Annotated in this window: 25 protein-coding genes; 9 read left to right on the top strand and 16 right to left on the bottom strand. The window is 60.9% G+C overall.

The features are described 5' to 3' along the window. Window positions 1-32: 32 nt before the first annotated feature. The 3 genes from manD to uidA are packed head-to-tail and all read left to right on the top strand — an operon-like array spanning window position 33 to window position 3618. Window positions 33-1262: a D-mannonate dehydratase ManD gene (manD, locus tag MU551_RS18305; protein WP_247047214.1), complete on the top strand. Its 1230-nt coding sequence runs from the start codon at window positions 33-35 to the stop codon at window positions 1260-1262. A gap of 38 nt (window positions 1263-1300) precedes the next feature. Further along, the gene (locus tag MU551_RS18300) at window positions 1301-1813 is read left to right on the top strand and encodes a gluconokinase (protein ID WP_247047464.1); all 513 of its coding nucleotides are present in this window, start codon (window positions 1301-1303) and stop codon (window positions 1811-1813) included. Next, window positions 1807-3618: a beta-glucuronidase gene (gene uidA / locus MU551_RS18295; RefSeq protein ID WP_247047212.1), complete on the top strand. Its 1812-nt coding sequence runs from the start codon at window positions 1807-1809 to the stop codon at window positions 3616-3618. Before MU551_RS18300 ends, uidA begins: the two co-directional genes overlap by 7 nt. Window positions 3619-3901: 283 nt before the next feature. On the opposite strand, the gene MU551_RS18290 is transcribed toward uidA, so the two are convergent. Genes MU551_RS18290 through MU551_RS18255 form a run of 8 tightly spaced genes read right to left on the bottom strand, consistent with a single transcriptional unit; the run spans window position 3902 to window position 13510 of the window. Then, on the bottom strand, window positions 3902-4933 hold the full coding sequence (locus tag MU551_RS18290) for a sugar kinase (RefSeq protein ID WP_247047204.1): 1032 nt from the start codon (window positions 4931-4933) through the stop codon (window positions 3902-3904). A 3-nt stretch (window positions 4934-4936) separates the two neighbouring features. Next, entirely contained in the window at window positions 4937-5602 is a 666-nt protein-coding gene (gene eda / locus MU551_RS18285; protein ID WP_247047202.1) for a bifunctional 4-hydroxy-2-oxoglutarate aldolase/2-dehydro-3-deoxy-phosphogluconate aldolase, read from the bottom strand. Beyond that, on the bottom strand, window positions 5599-6432 hold the full coding sequence (kduI, locus tag MU551_RS18280) for a 5-dehydro-4-deoxy-D-glucuronate isomerase (RefSeq protein ID WP_247047199.1): 834 nt from the start codon (window positions 6430-6432) through the stop codon (window positions 5599-5601). Before kduI (MU551_RS18280) ends, eda begins: the two co-directional genes overlap by 4 nt. Further along, the gene (locus MU551_RS18275) at window positions 6429-7577 is read right to left on the bottom strand and encodes a glycoside hydrolase family 88 protein (RefSeq protein ID WP_247047197.1); all 1149 of its coding nucleotides are present in this window, start codon (window positions 7575-7577) and stop codon (window positions 6429-6431) included. The genes kduI (MU551_RS18280) and MU551_RS18275 overlap by 4 nt, the downstream gene beginning before the upstream one ends. Then, window positions 7567-10350, bottom strand: a complete 2784-nt coding sequence (locus MU551_RS18270) for a hypothetical protein (RefSeq protein WP_247047178.1) — start codon at window positions 10348-10350, stop codon at window positions 7567-7569. Before MU551_RS18270 ends, MU551_RS18275 begins: the two co-directional genes overlap by 11 nt. A 45-nt stretch (window positions 10351-10395) precedes the next feature. Further along, the gene (locus MU551_RS18265; protein WP_247047170.1) at window positions 10396-11283 is read right to left on the bottom strand and encodes a carbohydrate ABC transporter permease; all 888 of its coding nucleotides are present in this window, start codon (window positions 11281-11283) and stop codon (window positions 10396-10398) included. Next, window positions 11280-12188 carry a carbohydrate ABC transporter permease gene (locus MU551_RS18260; RefSeq protein ID WP_247047168.1) on the bottom strand — a complete coding sequence of 303 codons (909 nt, stop codon included), beginning with the start codon at window positions 12186-12188 and terminating at the stop codon, window positions 11280-11282. Before MU551_RS18260 ends, MU551_RS18265 begins: the two co-directional genes overlap by 4 nt. Further along, entirely contained in the window at window positions 12185-13510 is a 1326-nt protein-coding gene (locus MU551_RS18255) for an ABC transporter substrate-binding protein (RefSeq protein WP_247047166.1), read from the bottom strand. The genes MU551_RS18260 and MU551_RS18255 overlap by 4 nt, the downstream gene beginning before the upstream one ends. 227 nt (window positions 13511-13737) lie before the next feature. On the opposite strand from MU551_RS18255, the gene kduI (MU551_RS18250) reads away from it, so the two are divergent. The 4 genes from kduI (MU551_RS18250) to MU551_RS18235 are packed head-to-tail and all read left to right on the top strand — an operon-like array spanning window position 13738 to window position 16372. Further along, complete coding sequence (gene kduI, locus MU551_RS18250; protein WP_247047164.1) at window positions 13738-14550, top strand: 5-dehydro-4-deoxy-D-glucuronate isomerase; 813 nt, start codon at window positions 13738-13740, stop codon at window positions 14548-14550. Window positions 14551-14564: 14 nt separating this feature from the next. Continuing rightward, on the top strand, window positions 14565-15329 hold the full coding sequence (locus MU551_RS18245) for an SDR family oxidoreductase (RefSeq protein WP_247047156.1): 765 nt from the start codon (window positions 14565-14567) through the stop codon (window positions 15327-15329). Next, a complete protein-coding gene (locus MU551_RS18240; RefSeq protein ID WP_247047154.1) occupies window positions 15326-16105 on the top strand; it encodes an IclR family transcriptional regulator in 780 nt (259 codons plus the stop codon). Before MU551_RS18245 ends, MU551_RS18240 begins: the two co-directional genes overlap by 4 nt. A 48-nt stretch (window positions 16106-16153) precedes the next feature. Next, window positions 16154-16372 carry a hypothetical protein gene (locus MU551_RS18235; RefSeq protein WP_247047152.1) on the top strand — a complete coding sequence of 73 codons (219 nt, stop codon included), beginning with the start codon at window positions 16154-16156 and terminating at the stop codon, window positions 16370-16372. A 93-nt stretch (window positions 16373-16465) separates the two neighbouring features. Here MU551_RS18235 and MU551_RS18230 read toward each other — a convergent pair whose 3' ends face one another. The 7 genes from MU551_RS18230 to MU551_RS18200 all read right to left on the bottom strand — a co-directional run bounded on the left by MU551_RS18230 (window position 16466) and on the right by MU551_RS18200 (window position 22149). After that, complete coding sequence (locus MU551_RS18230; RefSeq protein WP_247047150.1) at window positions 16466-17734, bottom strand: hypothetical protein; 1269 nt, start codon at window positions 17732-17734, stop codon at window positions 16466-16468. A 64-nt stretch (window positions 17735-17798) separates the two neighbouring features. Beyond that, complete coding sequence (locus MU551_RS18225) at window positions 17799-18524, bottom strand: hypothetical protein (protein WP_247047148.1); 726 nt, start codon at window positions 18522-18524, stop codon at window positions 17799-17801. A gap of 17 nt (window positions 18525-18541) precedes the next feature. Continuing rightward, on the bottom strand, window positions 18542-18892 hold the full coding sequence (locus MU551_RS18220) for an STAS domain-containing protein (protein WP_247047146.1): 351 nt from the start codon (window positions 18890-18892) through the stop codon (window positions 18542-18544). 8 nt (window positions 18893-18900) lie between these two features. Continuing rightward, window positions 18901-19224: an STAS domain-containing protein gene (locus tag MU551_RS18215; RefSeq protein ID WP_247047145.1), complete on the bottom strand. Its 324-nt coding sequence runs from the start codon at window positions 19222-19224 to the stop codon at window positions 18901-18903. Continuing rightward, the gene (locus MU551_RS18210) at window positions 19221-20909 is read right to left on the bottom strand and encodes an ATP-binding SpoIIE family protein phosphatase (RefSeq protein ID WP_247047143.1); all 1689 of its coding nucleotides are present in this window, start codon (window positions 20907-20909) and stop codon (window positions 19221-19223) included. Before MU551_RS18210 ends, MU551_RS18215 begins: the two co-directional genes overlap by 4 nt. A 383-nt stretch (window positions 20910-21292) precedes the next feature. Next, on the bottom strand, window positions 21293-21706 hold the full coding sequence (locus tag MU551_RS18205; RefSeq protein ID WP_247047132.1) for an ester cyclase: 414 nt from the start codon (window positions 21704-21706) through the stop codon (window positions 21293-21295). Window positions 21707-21795: 89 nt separating this feature from the next. Further along, window positions 21796-22149 carry a MarR family winged helix-turn-helix transcriptional regulator gene (locus MU551_RS18200; protein WP_247047124.1) on the bottom strand — a complete coding sequence of 118 codons (354 nt, stop codon included), beginning with the start codon at window positions 22147-22149 and terminating at the stop codon, window positions 21796-21798. A 565-nt stretch (window positions 22150-22714) separates the two neighbouring features. Between MU551_RS18200 and MU551_RS18195 the strand changes: the two genes are divergently transcribed. After that, entirely contained in the window at window positions 22715-23641 is a 927-nt protein-coding gene (locus tag MU551_RS18195; protein ID WP_247047109.1) for an ABC transporter substrate-binding protein, read from the top strand. Here the strand turns inward: MU551_RS18195 and MU551_RS23665 are convergent. Continuing rightward, window positions 23638-23997 (bottom strand): aldehyde dehydrogenase family protein, encoded by a 360-nt coding sequence (locus tag MU551_RS23665; protein ID WP_372489892.1) that lies wholly within the window; start codon window positions 23995-23997, stop codon window positions 23638-23640. The genes MU551_RS18195 and MU551_RS23665 overlap by 4 nt on opposite strands. Between MU551_RS23665 and MU551_RS18190 the strand changes: the two genes are divergently transcribed. Continuing rightward, window positions 23983-24876: a LysR family transcriptional regulator gene (locus MU551_RS18190; RefSeq protein WP_247047107.1), complete on the top strand. Its 894-nt coding sequence runs from the start codon at window positions 23983-23985 to the stop codon at window positions 24874-24876. The two genes, MU551_RS23665 and MU551_RS18190, sit on opposite strands and share 15 nt — an antisense overlap. The last annotated feature ends 38 nt before the right edge of the window (window positions 24877-24914 follow it).

Raw genomic sequence — 24914 nt, 5'->3', positions numbered from 1 at the left:
CTCCCGCCCACCAGCATTGAAAGGAAAAAAGAATGAAAATCATCGCCGCTGATGTCTTCGTGACGAGTCCCTCCCGTAACTTTGTGACCCTGCGGATTACCACCGAGGACGGTGTGACGGGTATCGGCGACGCCACCCTCAACGGCCGCGAGCTCGCCGTGGCAGCGTACCTGAAGGAACACGTGGCGCAGCTGCTGATCGGTAAGGACCCGCACCGGATCGAGGACACCTGGCAGTTCCTCTACCGCTCTGCATACTGGCGCCGTGGCCCAGTGACCATGGCCGCGATCGCCGCCGTCGACATGGCGCTGTGGGATATCAAAGGGAAGATCGCGGGCATGCCGGTCTACCAGCTGCTGGGCGGGGCGTCCCGCAACGGGCTGAGGGCTTACGGTCATGCCTCAGGAATGGATCTTCCTTCGCTCTTCGACTCCGTCCGTGAACACCTCGAACTGGGGTACAAGTCCGTCCGGATCCAGACCGCGGTGCCCTCGCTGAAGTCCATCTACGGCGTCGCCTCGCAAGTGCAGGCGACGGGCGAACGCTACGACTACGAACCTGCGGGCCGCGGAGCTTTCCCGGTGGAGGAGGACTGGGACACCCGCGCGTACCTGCACCACCTTCCGAGTGTGTTCGAGGCTGTCCGGAACGAATTCGGCCCGGAGTTGCCGCTGCTGCATGACGGCCACCACCGGATGACCCCCATTCAGGCGGCCAAACTGGGCAAGGCCCTGGAACCCTATGACCTGTTCTGGCTCGAGGACTGCACCCCGGCCGAGAACCAGGAGGCGCTGCGACTGGTCCGCCAGCACACCACCACACCCCTGGCCATCGGTGAGATCTTCAACACCGTGTACGATTTCCAGACCATCATCAAGGAACAGCTGATCGACTACGTCCGGGCAGCATCCACCCACTTCGGCGGGATCTCGCCGCTGAAGAAGGTGATGGATTTCGCCGCGCAGTACCAGATCAAGTCCGGCTTCCACGGCCCCACGGACATCTCCCCGGTGGGCTTCGCCGCACAGCTCCACGTTGGCCTTGCCATCCACAACTACGGCATCCAGGAATACATGCAGCACTCGGACAAGACCAACGAGGTCTTTGAACAGTCCATGACCTTCAAGGACGGCTACCTGCACCCGGGCGACAAGCCCGGCATCGGCGTCGAATTCAATGAGGAGGCCGCAGCTGCCTATCCGTACCAACAGGCCTACCTGCCCTACAACCGCCTCATCGACGGAACGGTCCACGACTGGTGAGCCCCCACGCAAATCCCCGCCCCCTGAAAGTCGTGATCATGGGGGTCTCGGGCTGTGGCAAATCTACTGTCGGTCAACTACTGGCACGGGAATTGGGCGGACACTTCATTGACGGAGACCACCTGCACCCTGCAGTCAACATAGCCAAAATGAAAGCCGGTCAGGCACTAACGGACCAAGATCGTGCACCCTGGCTAACTGTCATCGGTCGAGAACTTAGCGCCGCGCCGTACATAACCATCATTGCCTGCAGCGCACTGCGCCGCACCTACCGCGACCAAATCCGGGCTGCCGCACCGGACAGCACCTTCATACACCTGCACGGAACCAAAGAGCTGCTCGCCGCCAGACTAAGCGCCCGCCCGGGGCATTTCATGCCTGCGTCTCTCCTCGACTCACAGCTGGCAACTCTCGAGCCCCTTCAACAAGGGGAGCGCGGAAAGCTATTCGACATCGCTAAGCATCCAGCAGCAATCGCCGCCGATGCAGCCGCATGGCTGCACACGCTGGCCGAAGACACTCAAGACCTCAAAGGAGCCAAAATATGCTGAAACCACAAAACAGCCCCACGCGCGAGTTGATCAATCTCGACGGCCTCTACCGTTTCCAAGTTGACCACGAACAGGCAGGGATTCGTGACGGCTGGCAAAACTCTACCTTGGACACCACCCTAGAAATGGGTGTTCCGGCCAGCTACAACGACGTCTTCACTGACCCTGCCATACGCGAGCACGTGGGCTACGTCTGGTACCAGCGGCAGGTGCGGGTACCCAGGGGATGGAGTGAAGAGCGCATTCACTTGCGGCTTGATTCCGCAACCCACTCAGGAAAAGTGTTCGTCAACGAAATTTTGGTGGCCGAACATTCCGGCGGCTACACGCCCTTCAGCGCCGATATAACAGAACATGTCACGGCCGGGGAGGAGTTCCGCCTCACCATCGCGGTCAACAATGAGCTCACGCAAGCCACTATTCCACCAGGCAGCGTAACCGTCCTTGAAGACGGCCGACGCAAGCAGCGCTATCTGCACGACTTCTACAACTACTCAGGCCTCCACCGCAGCGTGTGGCTTTACAGCACGCCTACTGCCCACATCGAGGACGTCACTGTGGTGACGGACTTCGAGGGAAAGCGAGGCTCTGTCGGTTACCGGATTGACCTGGTCGGTGGCAGCGGCATCGAGCAAGTCACCGTTCGAATACTCGACGCCGATGGCAATGAGGTGGGCGGAGCGGCCGGCGCAGAGGGAACGGCTGAGATACCCGATGTCGAGCTGTGGCAGCCCGGCATGGGCTACCTGTACACCATGGTGGTAGAGGTGGTTGAAGAGGGATCCGTAGTGGACTCATACAGCCAACCCTTTGGAGTCCGTCGTGTCGAGGTTCAAGGAAAACAGTTACTGATCAACGGCGAACCCTTCTACTTCACCGGATTCGGCATGCACGAGGACCATGTGACCATCGGGAAGGGCCACAGCAATGCCCAGATGATCAACGACTTCCAGCTCTTGAAGTGGACCGGCGCGAACTCATTCCGTACCTCCCACTACCCATACGCCGAAGAGGTTATGGACTTTGCGGACCGACACGGCATCGTAGTAATAGACGAGACAGCAGCAGTGGGACTCAACGCAGCCTTCGCCGGCTTCTTCGGCGAAGGCGGCAAGAAAACCTATGCAGAGGACTTCGTCAACGAGGAAACAGCGGCTAGCCATCGCCAAGCCATCACCGAACTCATTGCCAGGGATAAAAACCACCCGTCAGTCGTCCTCTGGTCAATTGCAAACGAGCCCGATGTCACCGAAGAGGGCGCAAGAACCTATTTCGAGCCCCTCGCGGCGCTGACCCGCAAGCTGGACCCGACCCGCCCTGTCGGATTCGTCAATGAAGTGCGGGGAACACCGAACGAGGACAAGGTCGCAGACCTTTTCGATGTCATCATGCTGAACCGCTACTACGGCTGGTACGTCCACACCGGTGACTTGGCCTCAGCAGAGCAAGCCCTCGAAAAAGAACTCCGCGAGTGGGATCAGAAATACGGCCGGCCGATCATCATCACAGAGTACGGCGCCGACACCCTGCCCGGTCTTCACTCCCTGTACGACCAGCCATGGAGCGAGGAGTACCAAACAGCCCTCCTGGACATGTACCACCGCGTATTCGACCGAGTCGAAGCCGTCACGGGAGAGCAAGTCTGGAACTTCGCGGACTTCCAGACGTCATACGGCATCATTCGAGTGGACGGCAACAAGAAAGGCGCCTTCACGCGGGACCGTAAACCCAAGTCCGCGGCTCACACGCTGCGCCGCCGATGGACAGAAATCCCCAACCGAAAACCAGGAGCCAGCCGACCCTAGCTCGTACCCTGCGAGAGAAACGCAACTTGTTCCCGAAGTAACCGAATTCTCGTCGTCTTCGGGTTTCTGGAAGTTCAGCGCGACGGGCCTTCCATGTCTATGTACGACCCCGCACCAGAACTGAGGTTGGGCGAACACGTGCAGTTGGTTTCGATCTCTAAACGGACGTCAACCGTTTGCTGGTTCTCGGGGACATGGATAACGAGTGTCTTTTCCACGATCGTTTTGTTGCTCACTGTGTGCCTTTCTTGTTGGGAAGAGTGCCTGGTTCAGGCTGGCGTTTTTATCTGCTTACGGGTTCGGTGGCGTCCAGCAGGGAAAGTTCGTTGCGGTAGGGCATGCCTTCCCAATCACCTGGCACCAGGCAGGCAAACGCCCCCGTGCGAACTGCGGTCAGTAGCCGCTGAGGAACGCTCTTATGACGGAGCCATTCCGCCAGGTAGCCAGCGACGAATGCATCCCCGGCTCCTACCGTGTCGATGGCGTCAACCTGGATTGCGGGCTGATGATACTCAATGCCCTCGACAAGAGCGGCACATCCTGCCGAGCCCAACTTGATCACAACTTCGGTCGGGCCGAGTTTCACCAGCCGCTCGGCGAGATGAATTGGATTTTCGGCGTAGTCGACGACTATCGCCGCCTCCTCTTCGCCCGCGAAGACCACGTCTGCCTGAGCGATCAGACCCTCGTAGGCAGATTTCGCCTCCTGCATGGACCACAGAGAAGCCCGGTAGTTAAGGTCAAAGGAGACCTTAACTCCAGCAGCTTTTGCACAGTCGATGGAGTATTGCACCGCTGAGGCTGCCGACCTGGACAATGCGGGGGTGATGCCTGTCAGATGCAACAGCCGTGCCCCGGCAATGAGGTCTGCGGGGATGTCATCAACGCAGAGCCGTGAGCCCGCACTATTGGCACGGTAGTAAGACACCCTGGTGTTGGACGATGTGCGGCGCTCCTTGATCATGAGCCCCGTGGGCGCGTCATCGTCCCGGGCGCAGACAACTTCCAAAGCCTCAGCCAGAAGTTCCCGGCGGATCAGGTTTCCGAGGGTGTCATTTCCGAGCCGGCCCACCCAGGCCACGGAGATATCCAGCCGCTTGAGGGCAATGGCCACGTTGCTTTCCGCACCGCCGATGCCCAGGGTAAACGTCCCGGCGTGTGGCAGGGGACCGACTGTTGCCGGATTGAAAAGCGCCATGGATTCGCCCACCGTCACAACTTCAGGGGTGCTTCCGGCACGCTCACGTGGCAGCATTTTCCCTGTGGCCGCCCTGGTTTCAGCATCCAGCCCGGTGTTCCAGATAGGTGTGGTCACGGCTCAGTCCTGCCGGATTGCCATGGCAAGGGCAACCGCTTGTTCGCTGAGTGCACCGATCCCGACGAAGTCCCTGGACTGGATCGCGGCTCGCGGCACCATCCAGCTGCCGCCTGCTGCCACCACATTGGGTATGGTCAGGTAAGTGCTGAGATTGTCCGGGTTTATTCCGCCGGTGGGGATCACTTGCAGGGAACCGAAGGGTTCCAGCAGTGCTTGGACGGCGGACGGACCTCCCGACACTGATGCCGGGAAAAACTTCACTGTCTGCAGACCCATTTCCAGGCATGCCAGGATCTCTGTTGCCGTGACGGCCCCCGGCACTATCGTGACACCGTGTTCTTGGCAGCGTTCCACTACGCTCCGACTGAAGCCCGGCGAGACGATGAACTGAGCGCCGGCGTCGACCGCTGTGTCAACCTCCTCAACGGTGGTCACCGTGCCGGCGCCGATCAGGACAGGGGCGGGTCCTTCCGTGAGGCCGGCATCCACGACAGCGCGAATGGCTTCTGCTCCTGCAGGTGTCCGGAACGTAATTTCAGCCATGGGCAGTCCGGCCTGGCTGAGTGCGGTCAAAAGGGGCACGGCATTCGCTGCATCGTCAATGACGACGACAGGAATCACCCCCCACTTTCCCAGGGTGGATATGACCTCGGTTTCGGTTTTCACAGCATGTCCGAGACGTGGACGCTGTCCATGTCGTTGTAGGTGGTATTTTCGCCCGCGGTTGCCCACACGAAGGTGTAAGGTCCCGTGCCGGAGCCAAAATGTAGCGACCAACTGGGGGAAACTACGAGCTGACGGTCAGCGACAATCAGGTGGCGGGTTTCGAGGGGTTCACCCATGATGTGGAAAACCCGATCGTCGGGAGCCAGGTCGAAATAGAGGTAGGACTCCGTGCGCCGGTCATGGGTATGGGCCGGCATCGTATTCCATGAGCTTCCGGCGTGAACCTTGGTGTATCCGAAGGCGATCTGGGAGCTCTGCGTCCCGCCTTCGTAGATGCACTGGTGAAGGGTGCGTCGGTTCGCACCGTCCTGCGATCCCAACTCCACGACGTTCATCATTTCCGGCTCGATAAGCGCCGTGGGCAGGGCCTGATGCGATGTTGCTGTGAAGACGTAAAACGCAGCCGGATCCGTTGGATCTGACGAAGCAAAAGAAACGTCTGAGGCGCCGCGCCCCAAGTACATAGTGGAAGTATGGCTCAACTTGTACGCTTGGCCGTCAGCCGAAACCACGCCCGGGCCACCCACATTAATCACCCCCGCTTCCCGGCGCTGCAGCAGGTGGTCGGCCCTGATCTGGTCCGGAACGGGCAACCCAAGCGGCTCTGCCAGGGGCACGATTCCCAGGGCGAGAATTCTATCGTTGTGGCTGTACAGGCCATGAACCTCGCCGGGCCGAAAGAGATCCTCTCCGAGGAAGGCATCCCTCAGTTGCCGGCTGGTCATAGTGGCAACGTGCCCAGGGCTGTGGGCGTACTTAGTAGTGATCATAGGTTTTCCCCCTGTTGGCCGCCGGGCATATTCACGCTTTTTGTCGTCTCGCGCCAGGCGGCTATTGCCTCAAGCGCAAGGCCCTGTCCCCAAGGCTGGATGCGGTCGTCCCTGATGACGGAGTAGCCGAACGGAATGAGTTGCAGAACGGTTCCGGCGCTGACCCGGGTCAAGGTGCCTTCATGGACGTATGCCAACGCACCGCGGACTGCCCGCTCCCCCGCCTCGCGCAAGGCTGACCGCGACGATGCTTGGTCAGTCGTAGGGTTTGAGGTGGCTTCCTTGATGGCTGTGAGGGCATCGGCTCGCAGCATTGCTGCCCCGATTCCGGCTGCGGCAGACGTTTCGAGCACGCCCCGCACCTCAACCTGACCGTCAACCAGGACATCCCAGACGCCGTGCTCAGGCTGTAGTTGTGCAAGGGTCTGCAGCTGGCGGTCCAAACGTTCCCGCACCTCTCCCAGCCGCTCGGCCGTTCGCCCCAAGGCGAGAAGATCGGCCCCGGCCAAAGCAGTCCAGGCGTTGGCTCGGCCCCAGAAAGAGTCGATGCGTACGCCGGCGTGCGTACCGTGAACGAACAAACCGGAATCCGAGTCCTGTAGCAACTCGGCGTGCGCGAGCCACTGGTCCACGGCCTCCTGAACCAGGTCCTGGCGGTCCAGGACGTTTCCGGCGCGCAAGAGGAATTCCCCGGCCATATATACGGTGTCAGCCCACACGCCGCCGGGCCAGTGTTCCAACGCCCCGTTAGGGGCGCGGGTAGCTTCGGGGGCATGCGAATACCATTCCAGGCAAGCCTCCAGGAGCGCCCTGATCGCCGGGTCGGGGACGCGGCTGTACAGCTCGGCCACCGCGGCGCCTGGTGCCAGGTTATTGACGTGTTCCAGGATCGGGGGGCTGGGAAGAAACCTGTGCGTGAAGGTGGTGACGAGTTCGGGTGTTTCGGCTCCGCGCGCGGCCGCGGCCCGCCATGCTGCCAGCAGGCACACGCCTTCGCCCCAGAACCAGCGTTCCACCCCCATGCTGGCTGTCCGGGAAATCAATGCTGCCTCGATCGAGTCAAGGTCCCTGACAAGATCTGCGCGATCCAATGGACGCACAGGAGGAGCGGAGAGCTCCGCTGAGGAAGTGTCTTCACCGGCCATTGGACATGCTCCCTACGAGTTTGGTGGGGCTTGAAGCACTGTCGACGGCGTACGCCTCAGCGAGGGTGGCGAGTGAACCGGCGACGTCGAGAGCCAGTGTCTTTCCACGCCAGGCGACGTCGATTCGGCCGTCGTCGAACTCTGCATGAACTGCCGGGCTGTCCAGATGCGGCTCATTCTCGGGGACGCCATTGACGAGGCCAACAGGAGTACCGTCCAGCAGGAACGCGGTTTCGAAAGTCACTTCCATGACGGCTGCATTCTCCCTCGCGAATCGGACCCCGGGATCAGCTTCACCGCGAGGGTGCCACTGCACCTCGCTGGATGCGAGGGAATTGACCCAGTCCCGGAAGTCGCCGTCGGCCTGCTTGCGTCCGACGACGGTAATCCAGGCCGCGCCTCCCTCCACCGGGAGCCATTCCTGCCAGGCTGTCTCACCTTCCAGGACCGGGCGGACGCCTCCAGGAGTGGCGATAGCGACATATCCCTCGCCACGGCGTGCTGCGATCCATTCACCCTGCTGGATGTATTCATCCGTTTGGGCCAGGGGAAGCCACAAGTGTGTGGAACGGATTGGATCCGTGGTGGTGAACCTCTGCAGGTGGATCAGCGCATTCCGATGCTGATGTACACGAGGGAGGATCCGATGCCCTGCCCAGGCGTTCGGGCGGGCAGATGATCCGGTGTCGGAGTTGGCCGGGTGGGTAACAAACACCTGCAGCTCGCGCCCGAGCGTGACACCCCAGATGTGTTCCTGGAGGCCTGGAAGGCCGGCCCGATAATCCTGCACGCTGGAAAGCATGACATCAGGTGTTCTCCAAACCCGCAGGTCGGAGCGGTAGGGCCTCTCCAGGAGGTCCCGTTCGAAGGAAAGTTCGCCGCGGTAGACCTGGCGTCCCCACCATTCTTCTGGTTCGTTCCCGGCCAGTTCGCGGACAACATCGGGAATCGTGTACTTTTGCGCCAGCGCCAGGGCTGTCACAGGAAGTACGGCGTCGTTGAGGGTTCCAACGCCGGCCACAAGCCGAAGGATCGGGGAGGTTTCCTCGAATCGTGAGCTGCGCAGCGTGTGCACGTAAGAGCGGCCATGAGCCGCACCATGGGTCCCGCGCCAGGAGTTGGAAGCCAGCGTTACCAGGACCTTGTCCAAAAGGGTGCGCGCCGCGCTAATCAGCGCCTGGTCTTCGCCCAGCTCGATAAGCGCGCACAAAGCGTAACTGTCGATGGCCAGATATGCGTTGGAATCGAACTCGCTGAAGCCGCCCCGCAGTTTCCTCGTCAGCCAGCCTGCAGCCCTGGAACGGGCCTCCGCTCCGTGCTCGGATCCGGTACGGTCGTCCACGGTAAAGTTTGAGTCGGGAAAGGCCTCTCCTGCGAGCGCCTCCGCGACGTGCCAGACGAACTGATGGTTCTCGGTGAAGTAACACATGGCATCAAGGCCCGGCTGGGTGATCCAGTACTTCATCCCGGTGATTGCCGCGGAAACCTCCTTCCGCAGCTCGGGTGACCAGCGGTCCTCGGGAATCCAATGCCAGGCAAGCAGCAGGGACACCACTTCGAAGTCGGCACAGTCGCCGCGCGTCAGGATCCGGTGCAGCGAAGAGCTAAGGTCCTGCGCCTGGACTGTGGTCTGGGAATCAAGGGCGTAACGGGCGAGGAGTCCCGCGACTCCGGGCTCGCGGATCGCTCCTTCGCCGTGTCCGGCGACGTGCCGAAGGACATCGTTGCGCCACGATGCCATGTCTCCGGCTGGGCTTTCGGTACTCAAGGGCGGGAGGACAGCCACACGCATCCGCATAGTCTGGGGGCAGCGCTCGTCGTCCAAACCAACTTCGACGATGCTTTCTCCGCTGGAGAGCATCGATGCCCCTGCCGTCCTGGCGACGTCGCCGCCTTCGTCCTGCTCCTCCTCCGCAGCATGATCCAGGCGGTATGTTGCTTTGCCGGTCGCGTCGGCCGCTACATGCTGCCAGGGCGAATTCTCCCCCACCCGCACCCTCAAGGCAGCGCCCGGAGGAGCTAACAGGGTGGCCTCGGCCGCATCCTGCGCCCAGGACGGCGAGCCGATTTTCGCCAGGACAGTCTGGGCCAGCCTGGCTGCGTGTTCATCTGCTCCCGGTGAGGGGATGACGACACGCACGGGCAAGCCTGTTACCCGCAACCGTGCAATCTGACGGCACTCGCGGAAGGCCACCTGCCATGTTGCCAGATGGACAGTAGTGGTTCGTGAGGGAAGGCGTACCCGCACCGTGTGCACCTCAGGTTCCATGTAGGAGACCTTGCCGCCTTGGAGCACAACCTCTCCATTGAGCCACAGGACGAACGGGCCGGTTGTATGGAGTTCAATGGTTCGCCAGTCGCTCTGGTCTATCTCCAGGACGGTGCTTGCCAATGAATACCTGTATTCCGGCGTGAAGCAGAAGGCCGACCAGTCCAGGAACCCGTCCTCCCCCGTGCGGACCCGTCGCCACGAGGCTTTGTAGGTGGAACCTCCCGCCTGCCAGCTGACGGCACCGCCTTCTATAGGCGGCTCCATTGTCTGCCCGATATCGATGGGGTGAGCTTCCGCCAATCGTTCCTTCAGCCCGCCGACGTCGGGCCCGTTGGTCAGGACCCATCGGCCATCCCCCCAGGGGTCACCTTCGGCTGGAAGGAAGTTCTGCAGGTCCCCGCATGGGGAAGCCCATACGGGCGAGACCAGCCAGTCGCGCACGGTGCCGTCGGCGTCGGTGGTGTGGGTGGTCCTGTTGGTCGGCATAAAAATGTCACTCATGGTGCCTCGTTTGTTCTTGGTCGGTCGGTGGAGCGGCCGCACGCGTCATTTGATCCCGGTGTTCGCGATGCCTGTGACGATCTGCCTCTGGAAGAAGAGGAACAGGATGATTACAGGCAGAATGCTGACTACGCTCATGGCGATGATGAGGTTGAACGGTACGGTTTCCTCAGCAGTGAAGCGCGCCAACGCAACCGGCAGCGTGTAGACGGTTTCACTTTGGGCAACGACGAGCGGCCATAGGAAGTCATTCCAGCGCCACATGATGGACAGGATGGCCACAACAGCCAGCGCCGGCCTGCACATCGGGAGGACTATCTGAATAAAGGTCCGGAATTCTCCGGATCCGTCCACCCTTGCCGCTTCAATCAGCTCGTCCGGGATGGAGAGCATGTACTGCCGCAGGATGAATACCCCAGTGGGCGTGGCGGCCGCCGGGATGATGAGCCCCCAGAGGGTGTTCACCATCCCGAGCGACGCAACCACCTGGTAAACCGGGATCAGAATCACTTGCAGCGGGATCATGATCGTTGCCAGCGTGAGGAGGAACAGGCCGTTTTTTCCGCGGAAGTTGTACTTCGCCAGGGCATAGGCGGCCATGGAGTTGATTGCGAGAGTCAGGACGGTCGCAGCGATCGTCACGACGGTGCTGTTGAAGAGGTACGTCGTAAAGTCGAACCTCGTCAACGCGTCGGTGTAGTTCGAGATTCCCCAAGACTCCGGCAGCAGCAACGGCGGCCGCGCCGAAAGCTCGGTGGGAGTCTTGAATGAGCCGAGCACAAGCCACACGATGGGGACCAGGGCAACGAGCGCCGAGGTTACGAGGATTACCACCCGGAGGGCGTCGGTGGCGGTTATGTTGTTTTTGCCTGTCGACGTCCAGGTTTTCCCCGGGAGCGTCTCAGGTGCGGCCTCAGTTGTAGTGCTGCTCATGCTGCTTCCCTTTTCCGGCCAACCATCCAGTTGATGATCGTCAACGCGAATATGGCGCAGAACAGCAGGACGCTGCCCGCCGATGCCATGCCATACCTGATCGGGGAGACGAAGCCGTTTTCGTAGATGTATTGAACGATGAGGGTTGTGGCGCCGACGGGGCCACCGCCAGTCAGGGTGTAGATGTAGTCGAATGCCTGGAAGCCATGGATGGTGGCAAGCACAACGACCACAAGGATGCTTGGCTGCAGCAGCGGAAAAGTCAGGCTGATGAACTGCCGCCACCGGTTTGCTCCATCCACTCGCGCCGCCTCATAGACAGACGGATCGATGCTCTGGAGCCCGGCAAGGAGGATCAACATGTAGAAGCCCACCTGCATCCAGACGCCAACGGCGATCACCGCAATGGTGGCGAGGTTGTTGTCCACCAGCCACGGGATCTCCGGGATTCCGAACCAGCCCAAAAAGGTATTAACAAGGCCTCCCTGCCGCTCCAGCATCCAGTTCCAGACCAGGCCAACCACGACCGGCGAAATAAGGACCGGGATGAAGAAGACGGAGCGGAAGAACGTTCGACCCCGCCGCTGCTGGTCCACAAGCACCGCAAGTATCACGCCGATCACCACGGAGAGCAGCACAAACGCGAAGGCATAGATCGCTGTGTTTCGGACAATTCCCCAGAAATCAGCGTCAGTCAGGATGCTCTGGTAGTTGCCGGCCCCCTCCCACCGGAAAGTCCGGCCGTTGGAGGAGGAGTACATGGAGATGTTGAAGCCGTTGATCGCCGGCCAGATGGTGAAGAGTCCAAAGATCGCCATGTTCGGCAAGAGGAAGAGATAAGGAACCAACCCCATCTTCAGTGATGACTTGCGCTTCCGGGGAGGAGCCGTCTGGACTGCAGTCATCGGTCCAGTTCATCCACGAGGGCTTGTGACTTTTCCTGGACCTTTTTCAGCGCACTCGGCAGATCAGTCTTTCCGGCAACGACTTCCGAGACCGCATTGACCAGTTCCGTCCCTGAACCGGCGAACGCCGGATCAGCATTTGCGGAGTACCCCACCTCAGGAGTGCGTGAGAGATCCTTCAGGAAAACGTCCATATCGGGCTGCCGCGCAGGATAGGCGACGCCTTCCTCGGCAAGGTCCTTCCTGGTGGGCAGGAAGCCGCCGGCAACGATGAAGGTCTTCTGGTTTTCCGCAGTATTCATGAACCGGATGAACTCAGCGGCCAGGGCCGGATTCTTCCCTTCTGCCAAAGCCGCCATGTACTTACCGCCCGGGAAACCGCCGCAGTTTTCTGCGCAGGGGTTGGGGGCGGCGGCCCATTCAAATTTGGCGTTGGCCGCGAACTGACCCACCTGCCAGTTGCCCGAGAGGTAGACGGGGGCGTCCTGGGCGAGGAAAATTTCGTTGGCACCGGTATAGCGCGAGCCCGAGCCGAGCCAGAAGTCCCGGGGCATCCGGTTATCGCCCATCATCTCGACAAGGGGGGTCAGGGCTTTTGTTGCCTTGTCCGCGTCCAGCACTGCTTTGCCATCCGCGACGAGAGTCGTGCCGTACTGGTTGAGAACGGTGGAAAGCCTGTGACCGGACTTGTCCATGGCGAATGCGTACTGCGATCCGGTGGCCTGCTGTACCTTGGTAGCCGCGGCGATCATCTCTTCCCAGGTCCAGGGATCTTCGGGATTGGGAAGTTCAACACCGGCTTTCTTGAACATGTCCACGTTGACGAACGGGCCGTTGAGCGTGAGGTCCGACGGCACCGCGAGCAACTGGTCATTCTCGCCGGTAGCGCCGACCAGCGGGCCGGGGAGGAACTCCTCCGCGTACTTCTCACCCAGGTAGCGGCGCAGGTCCAGGAGATCGGCCTTGAAATCAGTGAGCCCGGTGAGGCGAACGACGTCGGGCACGTTTCCGCCCGAGAGGCGCGCCTGAACGGAAGTCACTAGATCTTTGTAGGGAAGAACCTCAAGGTTGACGGTGACGTCGAACTTCTTTTCGAAGTCCCCGATGAGGGAACGGGTGGCCTGTTGGTCTGGCCCGTCCGTGAAGTAGACGTAGTTCAGGGTCTTGCCCTTGAACTCCGCCGGGTCGACGCTCTCGACAGCAAGCGGCTCCTGTCCGGCGCCACCCTCCCCTTCAACCTGGCCTGGCGCACAGGCGCCCAGCAGGGTGACTGCGGTGACAGCGAGCATCAACCGCGCTGTTATCCGACTCTTTTTAGCCACTTCATCCTCCTTGATGGTGATCGCCCCCTGCCGGGGCGACAATGTGCGCAACGTCACGAACACTGGAAAACAGCATGGCCTATTTTCAGCTCAATGGAAAGCACTTTCCGTCCAGCTGAAAAACGGCTAGGCTACACTCCAACCTAAAGTGCAGCGTTGGACCCGTCTGGTTGGCCCTGATGTACTGACGCCCGTTGCGATAATTTGCGAATAAGGAGCCCAAAACTGTGAAACGCCTGTGGAGCACCCACCCTGATGACCTGGCCCGCCTCGACTCCAGGGAGCTGCACCAGCGCTTTGTAGTCTCGGACCTGTTCGCACCCGGGGAGATCCGGCTCGCCTACGCCCACGACGACAGGATGGTCGTGGGAGGGGCCGTGCCAACAGGGGATCCGATCGAGCTTGAGGCTCCTACCGAGTTGCGGTCCGGGAACTTCCTGGATCGACGCGAACTGGCCCTCGTTGGCCTTGACGGCGCCGTGTCGGTGACCGCCGACGGGGAAACCTGGAAGGTTGGCCGGCATGACGTCCTATACCTGCCGTGCGGAACGAAGTCGGTGACGCTGTCCGATACGGGGGCCGTATACATCGTTTCTGCCCCCGCGCACCGACGAACAGCAGCGCGGCTTGCTTCCCACGATGAGGCCGCAGCCCTGCATCTGGGCTCGTCAGAAGAGGCCAATGAACGCGTTATTCGCAAGTACGTTCACGCCGACGGAATTGAATCCAATCAGCTGGTCCTTGGCATTACTACCCTGAAGCAGGGTTCTGTCTGGAATACCATGCCGGCCCACCTGCACGACCGTCGGACAGAAATCTACTTTTACGACGGGCTCGGTGACGCCCTTCTTGTCCACCTCATGGGCCAGCCGGAGAGCACACGTCACCTGTTGCTGCGCGACCGGGACGCTGTGGTTTCACCACCGTGGTCCATCCACAGTGGCAGCGGCACCAGTGCGTATTCGTTTGTGTGGGCGATGGCCGGAGAGAACATCGACTACAGCGACGTCGATTCCGTCAGCTCGGGAAACCTTCGATGAACAGCGGGGCCAGCATGGAATCATCCAGCACCCAGTCCCGTCCACTTCAGGGTCAACGCGCCGTGGTTACCGGGGCACGGACAGGAATCGGACTCGCGTGCGCGGAGCGGCTCGCCCGCGCTGGCGCCGATCTCGTCCTGTGGGGACATCGGGACATGGCGCAGACCGCAGAGCTGCTTTCAGGCCATGGTGTCAAAATCGACGTTGTGACATCGGACCTTGGCGATCCTGCCGATGCCCGTGCCAATGCGGAACGGCTCGTGACATCAGGACCGGTGGATATCCTGGTCAACAACGCCGGAACAATTCACCGCGAGCCGGCCGCAGCCCACGCCAGCGAGGCCTGGGACCGGGTCCTGAACCTGAACCTCGACACCGTCTGGCACCTGAGCCAGGTCTTCGGCACCCAGATGGTCAACCGGGGACACGGCAGGATCATTTCCATCGCCTCACTCCTCTCATTCCAGGGAGGAATAAACGTTCCCTCCTACACGGCGTCGAAACACGCGGTGGTGGGCCTGACTAAAGCCCTCGCCAACGAGTGGGCATCCCACGGGGTGACGGTGAACGCTATCGCCCCTGGATACATTGCAACCAATAACACTGAAGCATTGCGCGACGACCCCGAAAGGGAGCGCTCAATCCGTGAGCGCATCCCCGCAGGGCGATGGGGTTCGCCGGAGGATATCGCTGGCAGCGTGGCCTTCCTTGCTGGGCCGGAGGCGGCATATATCAACGGCCACGTTCTGGTTGTCGACGGCGGGTGGCTGGGCAGGTGACAACCGAATCGGGGCCTGCGGAGCCCCAACTGTCCGCACTGATGAAAGGCCTCAAGGTGTTGGAGGCGGTGCCTGCCCACCACAGGATCTCTGACATTGCCTCCGAGACCGGATTGTCCGTCAGTACCGTCCACCGCATCCTGAGTGACCTCGTGGAGAATCGCTGGGTGGAACAGGACCAGGAGAGGGCCTATCGTCCAGGACGGCGTGTCCAAGGGCTTTTATCGTTGCTCCAGAATGACGAACAACTTGTCCGCATGGCAATGCCCGAACTTCAAGCGCTGCGGGACCGCGTTGGTTTCACCGTCCACATGGCACGATTTGCACATAACGAGTTGAGTTACGTCGCAAAAATTGACGGGCCAGCCGCCTACCAAATGCGCTCCAGGGTTGGCGACACCATTCCGCTATGGTCCACCGCCATTGGAAAGGCGATACTGGCCGCTCTCGACGAGCAAACAAGCCGCGACCTGTTGAAAGCCGCGCAACTGAAACGCCGAACACGATCCACGATTATGTCCAAGAGCCTCCTCTGGAACCAGGTGGAACTCATCCGCCGACGGGGGTGGGCCGTGGACGACGAGGAAAACGAGCTCCACATCAGGTGCGTTGGGGTTGCACTCCAGGACGCGAGCGGAAGAGTCATCGGCGGACTCAGCACTTCCGCGCTTGATCACGAGATGACACCCGCCACGATAGAACGGGTAGCGCCCCTTGTCATGGAAACAGGGGCACGGATCAACAAGCTGTTGGGGCGGGAAAGCCAACGCAGGTGAGCCAAATTGTCGCGGAAAGTGGGCCGCGCCTGTCAGGAGCTCGGCGTCATGGCTTACGACGAAATCAAGGCCCTCACCGATCTCACGGCGGCGCCGGTGACGCTGATGCGCCAGCTCGGCACTCCGCAGCAGCAACGCAGACTTCGAGGTGTGTTCCTCGGCCGCAAGCTGGTGCAGCCGGAATCCTGTCCGAGCTTCACTTCCAGTTCAGCGCCAGGTCTGCCCCTGTGCGAAACCCTCCGGGAGACGACGAGGGGATGGCAGTGAGTACCACTTTATGCAAGGAAGGCCACCCAATCTGGATGGCCGCTCGGTCCCCCACCCCGGGGAACGGCGTGATGGTGCTTACGGTTCAGGACATCACCCAGAACGAGACCCGCTAAGGCCCCCCAAATCCGCACCGGGCACAGCGTCTCGTTCATCGCCACTTCCCGGCGTCCAGAGTCCGATCGCTTCAGGGTGCAAGACCTTCTTCACGGCCTCCATGAGCTCGTCTCCGGTTGAGTCGGGGTGGACATCACTGCGCAGGTGCTCACCGAAGGCCTCGAGCACCATCTGTGCGTCGTACCGCTCTCGGTCGAAGTGCCGGTCGACCCCACGCTGTACCCAGCGCAGCACGGGGAGGAAGAGCGCGGCGGAAGCGAGGGTTGCGAGCGCGACCCCGATCGAAGGGAGGTTCGGTAAGACTGAGGTCATCGAGGTCACGACGAGCGCGTAGACCCCGACCACCAGAAGCGTGACGATAACGTACGCCGCTGTGCGGGAGATGATGCTGTCAATCGCGTATAAGCGGTAGCGGAGCACGGCGACCATAATAGAGACCGGGATGAGCGCGAACAACAGCAGAATCCAGTCATGGACGATTGTGAACTCAACTGGCAGTAACCCGTCGGTAGCGAATGCCGCGCAAGCCATGGTCACTGACCACATCACCCACCGCACCTGGGCGCGCGTGGGTGCGTCGGCGCGCCTGTAGCGAACAATCAGTGACCCGATTGAGCCGATGACGGCCACAGGGTACAGACAGGTGGCCACAACAATCTGAGGTTGCAGTTGCCCGCTGACGCCCGGCAAATACATGGGGTTGGGGACGCCGGGGTATACCTCGGCCGTCATGGTCGATAGGAGTGCGGTGGAGGCGACGAGCGCCGCGACCGAGTACCAGGAGAACCACCGCCATTTCGGCGAGGGTAGCTGTCCGGTGGGGAATCGCAGCGGGATCTGGGTCAACATGAGCCCCACCGGCAGCAGCCACGACCAAGTGTCGATGTCCAGGCGGTCGGGGCCGGGGAAACCGTGGAGCGGCGTCGCTCCAGTGGAGGACCCGTATGAGAGTAGCCATGCGGCGACATCGGGCGCGACGGGCAGCAGCGCGTGGCCGAGGAGGTCTAGCGGCACTTGGAGCGCGAAAAGTGCCGGCACCATCATGATGAGCCAGCCGAGGGGGTGACTCGGCAGCTTCACGGCCAGGAACCAGCCGACAACGAGCATGATGGGTAGGAATCCGAGGAATCCCCAAGCTGGGGTCCCTGTCCAGAATTGCGGAGGAGGCGGCCAGCTCGTCACTGCAGCGGCGAGCACGGCGAGTACGAGTACACCGAGCACGTGTGCTGGCCAGGCGTGCTTCACGCTGCACCGATATTTGCCCAGTGTCTCCTGGTGGAGAGCTGCCGCGGGACTTCGCACGGCGACATCAGTTCGCGCTCTTTCCTGTGTGCGGGCGGAATGGGACGGTGAACGTGTGCCCTATTGTGCGGAGGCCGGCGTTGTAGCGGACGTTGGACCAGTTCTTCCAGAGGCGCCTGCGGTCGATGCACTCGGTGTGCTCTTGGACCGTCACGTTGTGGACCCCGTGGGCGGCGGCCAGGTTCTTCAGAGTGCGCGGCCAGAAGATATCTTCCCCACGACGCGTGAGCGGCCACAAAGCCTCGAAGATAGGATCCGAGCTGCGCAGCAGCATCCGTATCTGTTCGATTGTCCCGCCGCTTGTAGAGGACTCGCATGAGAACGTGATCAACGCCGCGAACATGTGACCTTCTGGTGTTAGGAACGTGAACGACGTATCGTCCGCGTACAGCACCATGATCCCGGTCGTCACACCTACCGCTGTGAGCGGTGCTACGTCGCCGGGATTGATCGCCGAGATCGTGCCGTGGAAGCGGCCCATCCTCGGCCAGTAGTCTCCGAAGTGCGCACGCCAGTCAGCCACGACCCGCTCCGGAGTGGCCGCCGTGCCGATGTCGGCAGTGTAAGTGCGTTGCCACAGGCGGCCGAAGCCGTTCATCGGCCCTGCGATTCGTCTGCCCTCGATGTTGTAGCCGTAGGTGCGCAGGTCGTCCGCGACGTGCAGTCGGTCAACCTTTGCCGCCCAGTTTTCTATGTCTCTCTGCCCGTTCTGTTCCGGGCTTCGGGGGTCCATTCCGGTGTCCTCCATTGCTAGAGCGCCGCCAGCGCTTGATCCATGTCGTCGTGCAGGCTGATCGCCTCGTCGAGGCGCGTGAGTTCGAAAATCTGGCGATAGTGCTCGGTGAGCCCTGACGCGACGAGCTTTTGGTGTCGCCGCTGACAGCGAATTAGGAGCGTTATGAGCATGCCAATGCCGCCGCTGTTCATGTACTCCATGCCTGCGAAGTCGAGCACGATGAGCTTTGCGCCGCTGTCCGTCGCCTGCTCATGGGCCAACATGAGCTCCTGCTCACAGGCGGCAGTGACGTCGCCGGTTATTGCTATCGCCGCTGCACCGGGTGCAAGGGGTAGGACAGCCATGGTTGCTTCATGGGCTGGCACGTTGTCTCCTACTTAGGATCGGGCTGGACGATCTTGATGTAATCGCTGAGGCGGGTGATGTCGAAGATGTGCTGGTAGTGAGGTGTCAGGCCCACTGCACGCAAGAGGGCGCCGTCTGCGCGCGCTCTGGCGAGCAGTGCGATGATGAGGGCGATGCCTGTCGAGTTGATGTAGTCGACCGCGCTGAAGTCCAGCTCGATCGCTGCCGGGGCGTCGCTCGCCACTCCTGCGTAGGCCTCGTCGAGTGTGTCGCTCGCATCGCGGTCGATCCGTCCTATGAGCCGGACGCCAGCTGCATTGTCCCTATTGCCGAGCTCGTAGTGCAGGCTCATGTTTCCTGCCTTTCTATTGCAGACCCATCGCCGGTGCGCATTATGAGCCGCACTATGTGTCGGTCACCTTCGGTGAACTCTTCGACTCGGTCGACAAGCTGCTCCACAAGGAATAGACCCCAACCCCGCGGCGTCTGTTCGCCGGCTAGTTTAAGGTCGATGTCAGGAGTCTCGGTTTCGTGCTGCCTGCCACGGCCGTAATCGCTGATGTCGACGGTGATCGTCTCCACAGTGCGCCGCACAGTCACCGAGACTTCAAGTGCCGTCTGCGCGCGGTTCCCGTGCTCGATCGCATTCATAGTAGTCTCGCTAACCGCTGTATTCAGTGCAAAGAGTGCGTCCTCCGGGAGAGCGCCTTCGACGATCGCCGCGACTCTGTCCATGACTTCGCGCTCGTTGCCCATTTCACTCGGCACGGAGAACGAAACCGTGCTTCGTGGGGTGCCGGCGAGGCCGCGATGGAGCGTTACGAGGGTGATGTCGTCCTCCTGGTCTACTCCGGCCGAGAACTTTGTGAGTGCCTGCACGCTGCTGTCGACCAGTTGATCGCCTGAGGTCGCTGCGGCAACGAGGGCCGCCGTGCGGTCGAAGCCGAACATCTCCCCGGCGGCATTGTGCTGTTCTGTGATCCCGTCGCTGTACAGCAACACGATGTCGCCTGGCTCGATCACCATCTCATGCTCGTCGTAGATGCTGCCGGGCATGAGTCCGAGCGGCATGCCGCGGGCCATCAACTGGATTACCTGATCATCTCGACGGACGTACGGCAGGTTGTGGCCGGCATTGGCGAATTCTATGCGGCCGCTTCCCAGGTCAATCACGAGCACAAGGCACGTGACGAACATGTTCATAGGGATCTGCGGGATGAGTAGCTCGTTCACTCGTCGCAGGACCTCGCCTGGGGCGGAGGCCACTTTGGCGGTCGCCCGCAGCAGCCCATACGTGCTTGCCATCACGAGGGCCGCTGGCACTCCCTTGTCCGTCACATCGCCCGTGACCACCATGACCCGGCCGTCGTCGAGTTGGATGATGTCGTAAAAGTCGCCGCCGACGGTACGGGCCGGGCCATAGAATGCGGCTACGTGCCAACCCCCGAGCTCGGGAAGCCCAGCCGGCAGGAATTGCTGCTGGATGAGTTGTGCGACGTGAAGCTCCTGACCGAGGCGCTCATGGGCTCGGGCCTCGCGCTCCTGCTCGTGCATGAGCTGGCCGAGCCGCAATGCCGGCGCGGCATATCTGGCGAGGTCCTTGAGCAGGCGACGGTCGTATCGCGAGTATGAGCGCTCCGAGAGCCGTGGGCCGAGCGCGAGCAAGCCGACGAGTTTGCCGGAGGTGACGAGCGGCACGACGACCTGCACACATTGCTCCTTCATCCGGTTCACCGCCGGGGAGTATGCAGGCAGCGAGGCGATCTCGACCGGACCTGTCTCGGATTGCAGGAATGTCAGCAGCGGATCGCTCGGATCGATCTCTACGTTAATAAGGGAGGTATGGGCCTGGGGCGGGTCCTGCGCGTTGCTCTTCGCGCGCCGTGCATCGCGCTTCCCCGTCCTCTCAGCGGCCTTCGCGGCTCGGCCCTCGACTCTGGTTTGGGTGGTGACAGGGGCAACGGGCTTGGCGGCGGCGTCCACTACCGCGTCTGCAACGGCCACCCGTCCGCGCCTTACTCCAAGTGTGTCCTTCATCGTCAGGTCCTCGTCCTGCCGCACCCTGCCGCAGGGGGTGTCACATCGATCATCCACCCAAAGCATCATCACCGCCAGACCGAGTTAGTAAAGTTGCCGCCGACCGGCGCCTTCTCTTTCGGTCAAGCACGCCTGCCCATCGCTGCGCTGATGCCTCGGCTCAATCACGTACCGCTGGAATCGAGACATGGAACCGTTCCGCCGCCCGCCGCAACGGCTCCCCTTTATCGACTACGCAGCGTGGGCACAGAAAAGCATTCGGGTGGGAGATCGAAGACCTCCGTTTGTGGAACAGGACTCTTAGACAAGGCCCGCTCCATTCGGAGGTCTTCTTCATGTCACCTAACCACGCCGACCGTTACTAACGTCCGTGGCTAATACACCTAGGCGTCTATCGGCCGGATTTGCATCATCAGCCCGAAGAGGTCCGGGAGGCCGTGCTCTTCAATGATTTGACCGTTTGTGAATCGATAGATGTTCATTGCCTGCGTTTGGATCGTTTTGCCGGTTTCAGGTACGCCGAGGAACTCCCCTTGGTGTGTGCCACGAAGGATGAATCGTGCCGCCACCGTGTTTCCTTCAATAATGGTTTCCTCAAGTGACCACTGGACGTCGGGAAACGCCTGTCGCATTATCCCGATGATTTTGAGGTAGCCGCTTGGACCCTGCACCGGCTCAGGCAGAAAGGGCACATGGAAGGTGGCCGACGGTGAGATGATTTCATCACCAATCTTTTCGTCGGCTGAATTGATGAATTCAACGAAACGGTCCATGCGCCGGCGGAGTTCTTCAGTCATTTGCTTGCTTCCTTCGCGTCTTAGTGGGCTACGGCATACACCGCTGGTTAGTGGCTATTGGATGGGGAACTCAGGTTCCCGCAGGCACGTCAGCTCCCTCGCTCTGCAGCCGCCGCCGAGCGACCGGCATTTCGCAGCCGGCCCAGCAGTTCCATGAGGTCATCCGTGGTCTGCTCGGTAAGCACGGGACTCAGCCGCAGATCCAGCTCGGCTTCAACAGTCCTCCTGGCCCGTTCCAGCAGGTTTCGACCGTCCGCCGTTAGCTCCACGAGGGAGGATCTGCGATCGGCTGGGTTATTTCTCCGACGGCAATGTCCGGCCTTTTCTATCCGGTCAATGAGCTTGCTCGTGCCTCCGACGGTAATCGCAAGAGCCGAGGCCACATCGAAAACCCGGCACGAACCTAGGCGATCGACCACAGCCATTGGTTCAAATCTGCTCATCGGGAGGCCATGCTCTTTGCGCAAAGTGCTATCGAGTGCGTCCCACAGCTCAGTTTCCAACCGAGTCAGTTCGCTGAAGAGAGGGTACAGAGACGAGGTTTCGATGCCCTTTTTCACAAAAGAGAGCCTAACATTTTGTTTCCATGGAAGCTAATTCCAAGGAAGCTAATGCTGTGGGTCAATTGAAAAACGGACCTCAGAGTACGACAAGCACATTTTTCGTGGAGCACTGGAGTGTTCGGCGTTAGCCACTTCCAGGACCCCGTCTTCCCAAGTTGCACTCCAGCCCTTCAGGTCCAGCGGCTGGGACCCTACTACGGGAGTAGAGTAGATGCCAGAGCTTTCGTCGTCTGAACGAATCTCTCGTTTTCGCAGATCTGGCTCAAGTGTTGGAGGTTCGACTCTTCCTGGTCCGTAGCCGCTCTTCGGCATCGCCGACCAATGAGAATAACGCAGGGACTCCACCAAGAGTTCGCTCTTGGCCAAAATTCGGCTTCAGACTCGGCGGACTAAACGAACAATCCAAAAACCAAACTTTCACCTGAACCCCCCTTAAAGGGACGCCATGAGGACCAGAAATAGGATCCAGACTACCGCTGCAGGACTCGCCGTCTTGCTGGCCCTCAGCGCCTGCGGCGGCACCTCGCCGGGCACCCAGGACACGGAACTACCAAAGACGCAGAACACCCGTGACATCTCAGAAGGTGTCCAACCGGACCCCGCCGCGGTCGCACTTCTGCCGGAATCCTTCAAAACCAAGGGCGAAATCACCGTCGCAATGGACCTGAGCTCCCCGCCCATGACGTTTCTCGCCGAGGACAACCAAACCCCCATCGGCGTCAACCCGGACCTCGCCCGCGTGGTCGCCAAAAAGCTCGGACTGAAGCTGAAGTTCGAAAACACCGCGTTCGACACCATCATTCCCGGCATCGACGGCGGCCGCTACGACTTCACCGCCACCACCATGGCCGCCACGGAACAGCGGCTAAAGGTTCTGGACATGATCAACTACCTTAAGGGCGGCTCGGCCGTGGCGGTCCCTCATGGCAACCCGCAGAAACTGACCAACGATACGCTCTGTGGCAAGAACATTGGCGTGGCCAAGGGCTCCACCCAGCAACTGAACCATCTGCCGAACGTCTCGAAGTGGACCTGTGAAGAAAAGGGCAGGCCGGCCATCAACGCAGTGACACTGCCCAGCATCCAAGAGGCCCTGACACAACTGGACTCCAAGCGGATCGACGGCGTCTTCTACGACGCCAGCGCTCTGGCCTGGGCCAATGAGCAGCAGCCCAACCACTTCACCATCCTGGAACCCAGGATGGATACCCGTACGAACACCACCGTGGCCATGGCGCTGAAGAAGGGATCACCGTTGACACCGGCCCTGCAGCAAGCCATCCAGTCCGTTCTCGAATCCCCGGAATACAAGGAGTCCTTGGAGTACTGGGGCCTGGAAGAATCAGCCATCACTGAAGCCGCGATCCGCTAGCGACGTCCCTGCAGCAAATAACTATCACAGCAGCTATCTGCGGTGCGGCATCCTTGTTTGTCGCCATCGTCCTGGTTTGCGGGTTCCTGCTCGCTTGACCGGGTAGTGCTTTCGAGGACTGCGTGTCGGATGCCTTCGCGGCCGACGCCGGATTTTCTGAACCCGCCGAAGGGCATGGAATCGATGCGCACGGGGCTAGTGCCGTTGACCACCGCTTTGCCAACATGCAGTTTGTCCGACAGCGTGGCCTGTTGAACTGGTTTGATTGGATGAGGGCACCCACACAGTGCTGCCCTGTGCGTCCTTAAATGCAGCCGACACCAATCAGGCAGGTAACCAGCATGCTCGATCTCCACCGTCTCACCCTGCTAAGAGAGGTTAAGCTGCACGGCAGCATGAGTGCGGTCGCCCGTGAACTTTCTTACAGCCACTCGGCTATTTCGCAGCAGCTCGGGGTGCTTGAAAAGGAAACAGGTGTCGTCCTCCTGGAAAAGGTCGGGCGCAATGTCCGTCTCACCCCGGCCGGCGAGGAACTCGTACGCAATACGGAGGCAATCCTTGCCGCGATGGAGCGAGCTGAGGCTGATCTTGCGACCTCCCACGAACGCCCCCAAGGCGTTGTGACCGTTGCCGCCTTCACTACTATCAGCCGCAGTATTATGCCCGTCGCACTGGCCCAGCTGGCTCAAAATTTTCCAGGCCTTGACGTCCGGTTGCGCCGCGAGGACCCGGAGCAGGCAGTTATGCAGCTCGTCTCCCGTCAGGTTGATGCGGTAATCAGCGATGCGTTTCCCGGAACAAGAGTCACTTACCCCGGAGGAATACACACCACCTTGATCGGCCAGGACCCTATCCGCGGCTACCTTCCGCATGGCATGTCGTTCACGGCAGTTGAAGAATTAAGGGAATTACGCTGGGTTGCAGAGCCGCCAGATTCCGCCGCCTCACAGTGGGCCTTGCGGGTCTGCCGGGAACTGGGGATTGAACCCGTCATCGCCCACGTTTCCTCAGACCTGCTCTTCCACCTCCGCATGGTTGAACAAGGCCTGGCCGCGGCTTTCCTGCCAGACATGGTGGTGCGGGAAGCACGCAGTGATATCACGCCAAGTTCCTGGTTGCCGGCCGATCAACAGCGCAGCATCCAATTCCTCGTCCGGTCCGGATCTGAGCGAAGCGCTTCCTTGACCGCCGTAAGGGAAGCAATCACCCAAGTGCTCCGGCCCCCCAATATGTAATTACAACTTACATATAAGAGTCGAAAACGTTCGCTTTT

This window comes from Arthrobacter rhizosphaerae (assembly GCF_023062595.1).
In the GTDB taxonomy this organism is placed as follows: domain Bacteria; phylum Actinomycetota; class Actinomycetes; order Actinomycetales; family Micrococcaceae; genus Arthrobacter; species Arthrobacter rhizosphaerae.
Note: the sequence above shows the minus strand (reverse complement) of the source record. Positions and strands in the feature narration are given on the sequence as shown.